The sequence below is a fragment of the Colwellia sp. BRX8-4 genome (assembly GCF_014077345.1).
Classification (GTDB): domain Bacteria; phylum Pseudomonadota; class Gammaproteobacteria; order Enterobacterales; family Alteromonadaceae; genus Colwellia_A.
The window spans coordinates 400,901-408,678 of the sequence record NZ_JACGVS010000001.1; the positions used below are offsets into that span (position 1 = coordinate 400,901).

The window sequence follows — 7,778 nt, forward strand, 5'->3', positions numbered from 1 at the left end:
ATAATAACGTTAACAATATTCTAGTGATTGCATTATGCCTAATTCTGATAAACCCTTATTTTCACAGCACGAACATGCTTTAGAAAAAGCATATGAAGTGTGCCCAGAATGTGGCAGTGAAATTGTTATAAAGAATAGTAAGTCGGGAAAGTTTTTTGGTTGTGCTTCCTATCCTGCCTGCGATTTCACTCGTCCAGTTGTCGAACACGAACGTGTCGAAGATAAAATTTTAGCTGGAACTGAATGCCCAGAGTGCCAACATGAACTTGCGGTTAAACAAGGGCGATATGGAATGTTTATCGGTTGTTCCAATTATCCCCAATGCCATCATATTGAAGATACTAGTGGTCAAGAAGATGTTGGCGTAGCTTGCCCACAGTGCCAGAAAAAGGGTAAGCAAGCCGAATTAATTGAGCGTACCAATCGCTATGGCAAAACATTTTATTCTTGTGAACAATATCCTAAATGCAAGTATGTCCTTAATTATCCACCCGTTGCTGAAAATTGCCCTGAATGCCATTGGCCGATATTAGTGAAGCGTAAAATGGCGAGTGGTAACGTCATAATCTGTCCAGAAAAGAAATGCACCTATAAGCGTAAAGAGATATAATACGCGCAATTATTTAACTAAACTTCTGGAGAGACAAAATGTCATCAACTTTTGTTGCAATTTTAATGGGTTCAGATTCTGACCTACCTGTTATGCAAGCAACCATCAGCGTTTTAAAAACATTTGGTATTGAACATGAAGTACGTGTTCGTTCAGCACATAGAACCCCTGATGCTGCTAAAGCTTACGTAAAAGATGCCGAAGAACGTGGCTGTAAAGTCTTTATATGTGCTGCAGGTTTAGCGGCTCATTTAGCCGGTGCTGTTGCAGGAATGACCACACGTCCAGTTATTGGTGTTCCAATTGATAACGGACCATTACAAGGTCATGATGCCTTACTTTCAACGGTTATGATGCCTGGTGGAATACCGGTTGCAACAGTTGCTATTGGTAAAGCTGGTGCAAAAAATGCGGGTTATTTAGCCGCACAAATATTAGGTGTTGCTGATCCGTCTATTGCAGAAAAAGTAAAAGCAGAACGCGCTGCTAATGTTATTGCTTTACTTGCAAAAGATGAAGCGATGCAAGAAAAATTAACATAAATTTTATGTGTTATTTGAGAAACCAGCTACTTGCTGGTTTTTTTATGTCCAAAATTTACCCTGATACTTTTGTTTAGCTAAAATATAAATATTCCGCTAGATATTTACTGCGATCGAATGTGAATACCCCAATTCCCCCATTAGACCAAAGGATAATTTTTATACGCAATAATAGGCGTAAACTATCCTTAGTAAGTGCAGAAGTTAAGTAGCACTAAATAGCTACCAGCACCGTAATATAATGAGGAAAGTCGATGAACAATATTTATGACCAAGGCTTAGACAAAGTTGCAGCCAATAGCCAGCCTTTAACACCGATTAACTTTTTAAATCGAACCGCCGACGTACATCCTGAACGCGTTGCCATCATTCATGGTAAACAAAAAATCACTTATCGTGAATATCGTAATAATGTTAGACGGCTAGCCTCAGCATTAATGCAACGCGGTGTTAAGCCCGGTAATACAGTAGCCATCATGGCGGCTAATATTCCTGCCTTTCTAGACGCCCATTATGGTGTGCCGTTAACGGGTGCAGTATTACATTCTATAAACATTCGTTTAGACGCTGAAAGTATTGCTTTTCTTTTCGACCATGGCGAATGTGATGTACTCTTAACCGATACGGCATTTTCTTGTGTGGTAAAAAAAGCACTAACCTTATGTTCACGTCAACCGCTGATTATTGATATCGACGATGTAATGAGTGAAGGCGGTGAACGTTTAGGTTCTGTTGAGTATCAAGACTTACTTGCCGAAGGTAATGAAAATTTCACCGGAAATTTAATTCATGATGAATGGCAAGCGCTGGCGTTAAATTATACTTCAGGGACAACGGGTAACCCAAAAGGTGTGGTCTATTCACATCGCGGCGCTTATTTAAATTCGCTGGGTAACAACATGATCTGGCCATTAGGCAATAACTCAGTGTACCTATGGACACTGCCAATGTTCCATTGTAATGGTTGGTGTTTTCCATGGACTGTTGTTGCTGTGGGTGGAACACAAGTTTGTTTAAGGCAGGTAGAAGTTGGCGCAATCATTGAAAGTTTAATTGAACATAAGGTCAGCCATTTTTGTGGTGCGCCAATCGTCTTAAATATGATTTTAAATGCAGACCAAAAGTTACTGGCAAAAGTACCACGTGGCATAAATATCATGACCGCGGGGGCTCCGCCACCACCATCCGTTATTAAAGGGATGGAAGCAATGGGGTTTGATATTACCCAAGGCTATGGTTTAACTGAAGTTTATGGGCCTTGTGTGGTAAGTGAGTGGAAAGATGAATGGAATGATAAAAGCGATGATGAACGAGCAGCGTTAAAAGCACGTCAAGGTGTACGCTATCCTACACAAGAAGAAGTCGATGTATTAGACCCTGAAACTATGCAGCCCGTCCCTTGTAATGCTGAAACGGTTGGTGAAATTATGTTTCGTGGTAATAGTATGATGAAAGGTTATCTAAAAAATGAGAAAGCGACCAATGAAGCATTCAAACATGGCTGGTTCCATTCTGGTGATTTAGCCGTTAAGCATCCTGATGGTTATATTGAAATACGAGATCGTTCTAAAGATATTATTATTTCAGGTGGAGAAAATATATCTTCAGTAGAAGTCGAAAGTATTTTATATCAACACCCTGACATATTAGAAGCAGCCGTTGTCGCTAAAAGCGATGAGAAATGGGGGGAAACTCCATGCGCCTTTGTTTCATTAAAGCGAGGCCGCAGCGCTACAGAGCAAGATATCATCAGTTTTTGTCGAGAACATATGGCTACATTTAAAGCCCCTAAGACAATTGTGTTTAGTGATTTACCAAAAACGTCGACAGGTAAAGTGCAGAAGTTTATTTTACGTGAAAAAGTAAAAAGCCTCTCATAACTATCAAGTGTTTAATTTTGGCGATAAAATTATTTTTATCTGAAATTAAACACTTATTTTATCTGTTAGATAAACGCCGTATAATCATAAAATAATCCTTTAATTTTCCATTATTATTTATGATGACTTCTGCCGAAGAGGCTTACAGCCAAGGTGGTATTATTGCTTATCCAACCGAAGCTGTTTTTGGCCTAGGTTGCGATCCAGATAATTTACTCGCAATTGAAAAATTACTTAGCATTAAAAACCGCTCTCCAGAAAAGGGCCTCATTTTACTAGCGGCTAACTACTCTCAATTACTCCCTTATATTGATGACAGTAAAATACCGCAAGATAAACGCTTGAGTATACTTTCTCGCTGGCCTAACGGTATTACTCAATTATTGCCAAAAAATAGCAATACCCATCGGCTACTTACTGGAAAATTTTCCACCATAGCCGTTCGATTGACTAGCCAACCTGATGTAGTAGCGCTATGCAACAAGGTAAATAAACCAATTGTTTCTACCAGTGCTAACCTATCGGGGGAGGAGCCGGCAAGAACTTGGCAAGACGTTGAAGAAACTTTGTCAGCTGAAATCGATTTCATCATAAAAGGTAGTACTTTAGGGTATACTCAACCTTCAAGAATAATTGATGCACTGACCGGAGAGACAATTCGAGCATGAGCCAAGTAAGCATAGAAACAGTCATTGAATTTTTAAAATCACTGCAAGACAATATTTGTTCAGCATTAGAAGCCGCCGACGGAAGTGGGCAGTTCGTTGAAGATAACTGGATACGCGCTGAAGGCGGTGGTGGCCGTACTCGAGTATTAACCGACGGGACTGTTATTGAACAAGGTGGTGTTAACTTTTCAGAAGTCTCTGGTGATAAGTTACCCCCATCAGCGAGTGCTCATCGACCTGAACTAGCCGGTAGAACCTGGCGAGCTTGTGGTGTTTCATTAGTTATTCACCCTAAAAATCCTTATATTCCAACGTCACACGCTAATGTACGATTTTTTATCGCTGAGAAAGAAGGTGAGGAACCTGTGTGGTGGTTTGGTGGTGGTTTTGATTTAACCCCTTTTTATCCTATAAAAGAAGATGTTGTTCATTGGCACCAAACGGCAAAATCACTTTGTCAGCCTTTTGGTGAAAATGTTTATAATGAGCATAAAAAATGGTGCGATGAATATTTTTATTTAAAACATCGAGATGAAACGCGTGGTGTTGGTGGTTTATTTTTTGATGATTTGAATCAATGGGATTTTGATACTTGCTTAAATTATATTAAAGCTGTTGGGCAAGGCTTTGTTGACGCTTATGTTCCGATTATCGAAAAAAGAAAGCACATTGAATTCTCTGAGCAACAACGTCAATTTCAATTATATCGCCGTGGCCGTTATGTTGAGTTTAACTTAGTCTTTGACCGAGGAACCTTATTTGGTTTGCAGTCAGGTGGGCGTACAGAATCGATATTAATGTCGATGCCGCCACTTGCTCGTTGGGAATATAATTATCAGCCCGATCCAACAAGTCAAGAAGCTGAACTGGCTCAGTACTTAGTACCGCAAGACTGGTTAGCTCAATAATTATTATCATCATTTATAATACTTCAGCTAGATTTTTTTGAACGCCGATTGAACGAGAAGCGTAAAGCTTCTCGTGTTTCTGTCAATGACATTAGCTGTTTTATATTTTCGTCACCAAGCTTACTTGCCACTGTTATTTACCTCTACTCCCCTCTATTTGTAAAATGTTTAAATAAAAGTTAAAACAACGCAATTTTATTGCGCTAGGTCATGTTTTTATTTTTAAGTCTCTATAGAATCCGTTTCATTAAATACCCACAAAATAAACAGGGACTTTGCACATGAAAAAACGTTTACTTACTTTAGCTGTTTTAGCTTCTCTTTCTGTAACTGCCTTTGCTGAAGATTATAAAGCCGGAGATTTTGTTTTCCGTGGTGGTGTGACTATGGTTAACCCAGATAGCGGTAAGTCAGGGGTTTTTGTTGAAGCATTAGGAGGTAACACGCCATTATCTCTTTCTGTTGATGACAATACTCAACTTGGCTTAAATTTTATTTATTTCTATGATAACAATTGGGCAATAGAAGTTTTAGCTGCAACACCATTCGCCCATGATGTCATTATTCACGATCAACAACGTATCTCTGCCGGACTGTTTGGTGCGAACGTCGATGGTGCGACATTAGCGGAAGTCACACAGTTACCACCCACAATTAGTGCACTTTATTACTTTAACAGTGCATCGAACATTAAACCTTATGTGGGTGTTGGCATAAATTACACCATATTTTTTGATGAAAGTTTTAAAAGTACACCTGAATCTTTAGGTTTTAATGATTTAGAGCTTGATGGTTCATTAGGCTTATCGTTTCAAGTGGGCGCCGATTACTTAATAAATGATAAGTGGCACGTAAATGCTTCCGCTCGTTATATTGATATTAATGCCGATGCCACCTTCAAAATTGGTGATATTAAAGGGTCTGCGTCAGTAGAAATTGACCCTATGGTTTATTCAATCATGTTGGGTTATAAGTTTTAGTATTATTAATAACACAAACTCTTAACAACACCCTTTTAAGGCAGTCATCTTTTATATAAAGGTAACTGCTTTTTTTATATTCATCATGCCTTTATTACGATAACCTTAAGTATAATTTATTACCCAGTGCTTTCTATGGATCAATATCGCGTCTTTGGTAACCCTATCAAACAATCACGTTCGCCCATCATTCACCAATCTTTTGCGCAGCAAACTCAGCAGCAACTTAACTACCAAAGTGAATATGTAGCACTAGAGCTATTTGAACAAACAATCATTACTTTTATGAATAGTGGCGCTAAAGGTGCCAACATTACCGCTCCTTTTAAAGAACAAGCGATGGCATTATGCGATAAATTAACCGAGCGGGCTCAACTTGCCGGCGCGGTAAATACCTTAACGTTTGCGGGTGGTAAAATATTTGGCGATAACACCGATGGGGAAGGGCTTGTACAAGACCTCCTTAATCATAAAATATTATTAAAAAATAGTCGTATTTTATTACTTGGTGCCGGTGGTGCTGCTAAAGGCGTGATTTTACCTTTATTAGCACAAGGACCACAGAAAATTGTTATCGCCAATAGAACAGTTAGTAAAGCCGAAGAGCTGATTAAAAAGTTTAACAACAATAAATTAACGGCTACAGGGTTCGATGCTCTGGGAGCAGAAAAGTTTGACCTTATTATCAATGCTACATCGGCAAGCTTAACGGGGAAAATTCCACCGTTATCAAAAGAGCTTATTGCTAATACCGACTGTTACGATATGGTTTATGGTAAAGAACTTAGTCCATTTTTAGCTTGGGCGAAAGCCAATGGCGCAAGTAATGTTATTGATGGTTTAGGTATGTTGGTAGAACAAGCCGCCGAAAGTTTTAGAACTTGGCGAAATGTTTCACCTGAAACCGCATCGGTGCTAAATAGGCTAAGAAAAGAGGATTAAGATGAATCAACAAATAATCTTCAACGATGATATAACTTATGATAACAACCAACAGGGCTGGATCTTTAGTGGATTACTCTCTGGTGAGCGTATTAATATTCTTATTAAGTGTACAAAGCATAATGTAATGAGTGATGCATTGAAATTTGATTTAGAAGAAATCGTTGAAGAGTGGCTCGACGATAATGAGCCACTCCCTGAAAGTCGAATAGAGCTGTACTATAAGTAACGGGCTAATAAATTATTATTGAGCAAGGTACTCATTCTTAAGCTCAACATAATTAATCGCAGACTGACTAAGAAATGCTTGCTCACTTTCTTTTAGTAATCTCACTTGTTTTACCGGGTTACCTACATATAGGTAACCACTCTCTAACGTTTTATGAGGAGGCACCAAAGAACCTGCACCAATAAAAACGTCACTTTCAATAATCGCGCCATCCATAATGATTGCCCCCATACCAACAAGTATACGATCTCCTAACGTGCAACCATGTAGCATGCACTTGTGACCAACGGTAACATCTTCACCTATAATGAGAGGATTGCCTGTTGGATTACCTGCGCTTTTACGGGTTACATGCAATACCGTACCATCTTGGATATTGGTTCTATTGCCAATGCTAATAGTATTAACGTCACCCCTAGCGGCGACCAAAGGCCAAATACTGACATCGTCACCCATAGATATATCTCCAACGAGTACAGCAGACTCATCAATATAGACCTTTTGGCCCAATTTTGGTGTGATTTTATTGTAGCTACGTAATATAGTTTTATTCATAATGAGAATTAGGTTGTGAACTTGTGCATTAATATTAGCAAATATCGACTAAAGGTTGAAAAAATATCAGTTATAAACTGTATTAATATAAATGTTTAGTTTAACGAAAGAGTATCAGCTAATAGAAGTGTGGTTAATAAATGTGGTATTCGGTCGAATAAACCTCAATAAAAACGTGGCCTGTACGTTAATTAAGCGAACAAACGTTTATTTCAAACTTATTGCAAAAAAGGGTTGACGCCCAGCGAGAAATCTCTAGAATGCGCTCCAGTTCCAAGGGGTTCAGTCAAAACGAACCACGAAAGAGCTGTTTTGATAAGTTATCTACATCACTTTAGGGTAAAGTAGTTAACTTAACGTTTTATAGATAAGGTTTGAATCTTCGAAAAGAAACTTCAAATTAAATTAAATAAAACGTTGACATCAAAACTGAGAAGCGTATCATGCGCATCTCGCTTCAGGCA

Annotated in this window: 9 protein-coding genes; 8 read left to right on the plus strand and 1 reads right to left on the minus strand. The window is 38.7% G+C overall.

Features of this window, described 5'->3' with window-relative positions; translation table 11 throughout:
• Positions 1-34: 34 nt before the first annotated feature.
• From H4J56_RS01755 to H4J56_RS01790, 8 genes are all read left to right on the plus strand, one after another.
• Positions 35-610 (plus strand): topoisomerase DNA-binding C4 zinc finger domain-containing protein, encoded by a 576-nt coding sequence (locus H4J56_RS01755; RefSeq protein ID WP_182243351.1) that lies wholly within the window; start codon positions 35-37, stop codon positions 608-610.
• Positions 611-648: 38 nt separating this feature from the next.
• Complete coding sequence (gene purE, locus H4J56_RS01760) at positions 649-1,152, plus strand: 5-(carboxyamino)imidazole ribonucleotide mutase (protein WP_070375268.1); 504 nt, start codon at positions 649-651, stop codon at positions 1,150-1,152.
• A gap of 254 nt (positions 1,153-1,406) precedes the next feature.
• The gene (locus H4J56_RS01765) at positions 1,407-3,032 is read left to right on the plus strand and encodes an acyl-CoA synthetase (RefSeq protein ID WP_182222573.1); all 1,626 of its coding nucleotides are present in this window, start codon (positions 1,407-1,409) and stop codon (positions 3,030-3,032) included.
• Between the two features lie 119 nt (positions 3,033-3,151).
• Complete coding sequence (locus H4J56_RS01770; RefSeq protein WP_182175891.1) at positions 3,152-3,700, plus strand: Sua5/YciO/YrdC/YwlC family protein; 549 nt, start codon at positions 3,152-3,154, stop codon at positions 3,698-3,700.
• Positions 3,697-4,608: an oxygen-dependent coproporphyrinogen oxidase gene (gene hemF, locus H4J56_RS01775; protein ID WP_182175890.1), complete on the plus strand. Its 912-nt coding sequence runs from the start codon at positions 3,697-3,699 to the stop codon at positions 4,606-4,608. Before H4J56_RS01770 ends, hemF begins: the two co-directional genes overlap by 4 nt.
• A gap of 281 nt (positions 4,609-4,889) precedes the next feature.
• Positions 4,890-5,588: an OmpW family protein gene (locus H4J56_RS01780; protein WP_182258764.1), complete on the plus strand. Its 699-nt coding sequence runs from the start codon at positions 4,890-4,892 to the stop codon at positions 5,586-5,588.
• A gap of 135 nt (positions 5,589-5,723) precedes the next feature.
• Positions 5,724-6,530, plus strand: a complete 807-nt coding sequence (gene aroE, locus H4J56_RS01785) for a shikimate dehydrogenase (RefSeq protein WP_182243355.1) — start codon at positions 5,724-5,726, stop codon at positions 6,528-6,530.
• A gap of 1 nt (position 6,531) precedes the next feature.
• On the plus strand, positions 6,532-6,759 hold the full coding sequence (locus tag H4J56_RS01790; RefSeq protein WP_182204140.1) for a hypothetical protein: 228 nt from the start codon (positions 6,532-6,534) through the stop codon (positions 6,757-6,759).
• A 15-nt stretch (positions 6,760-6,774) separates the two neighbouring features.
• On the opposite strand, the gene H4J56_RS01795 is transcribed toward H4J56_RS01790, so the two are convergent.
• Positions 6,775-7,314 carry a gamma carbonic anhydrase family protein gene (locus H4J56_RS01795; RefSeq protein ID WP_182217472.1) on the minus strand — a complete coding sequence of 180 codons (540 nt, stop codon included), beginning with the start codon at positions 7,312-7,314 and terminating at the stop codon, positions 6,775-6,777.
• Positions 7,315-7,778 lie beyond the last annotated feature (464 nt).

Bases quoted from the DNA above. Each gene is read 5' to 3' on its own strand.
- purE (WP_070375268.1), top strand. From the start codon at position 649: ATGTCATCAACTTTTGTTGCAATTTTAATGGGTTCAGATTCTGACCTA.
- H4J56_RS01765 (WP_182222573.1), top strand. From the start codon at position 1,407: ATGAACAATATTTATGACCAAGGCTTAGACAAAGTTGCAGCCAATAGC.
- H4J56_RS01795 (WP_182217472.1), bottom strand. From the start codon at position 7,314: ATGAATAAAACTATATTACGTAGCTACAATAAAATCACACCAAAATTG.
- aroE (WP_182243355.1), top strand. From the start codon at position 5,724: ATGGATCAATATCGCGTCTTTGGTAACCCTATCAAACAATCACGTTCG.
- hemF (WP_182175890.1), top strand. From the start codon at position 3,697: ATGAGCCAAGTAAGCATAGAAACAGTCATTGAATTTTTAAAATCACTG.
- H4J56_RS01755 (WP_182243351.1), top strand. From the start codon at position 35: ATGCCTAATTCTGATAAACCCTTATTTTCACAGCACGAACATGCTTTA.
- H4J56_RS01790 (WP_182204140.1), top strand. From the start codon at position 6,532: ATGAATCAACAAATAATCTTCAACGATGATATAACTTATGATAACAAC.
- H4J56_RS01780 (WP_182258764.1), top strand. From the start codon at position 4,890: ATGAAAAAACGTTTACTTACTTTAGCTGTTTTAGCTTCTCTTTCTGTA.
- H4J56_RS01770 (WP_182175891.1), top strand. From the start codon at position 3,152: ATGATGACTTCTGCCGAAGAGGCTTACAGCCAAGGTGGTATTATTGCT.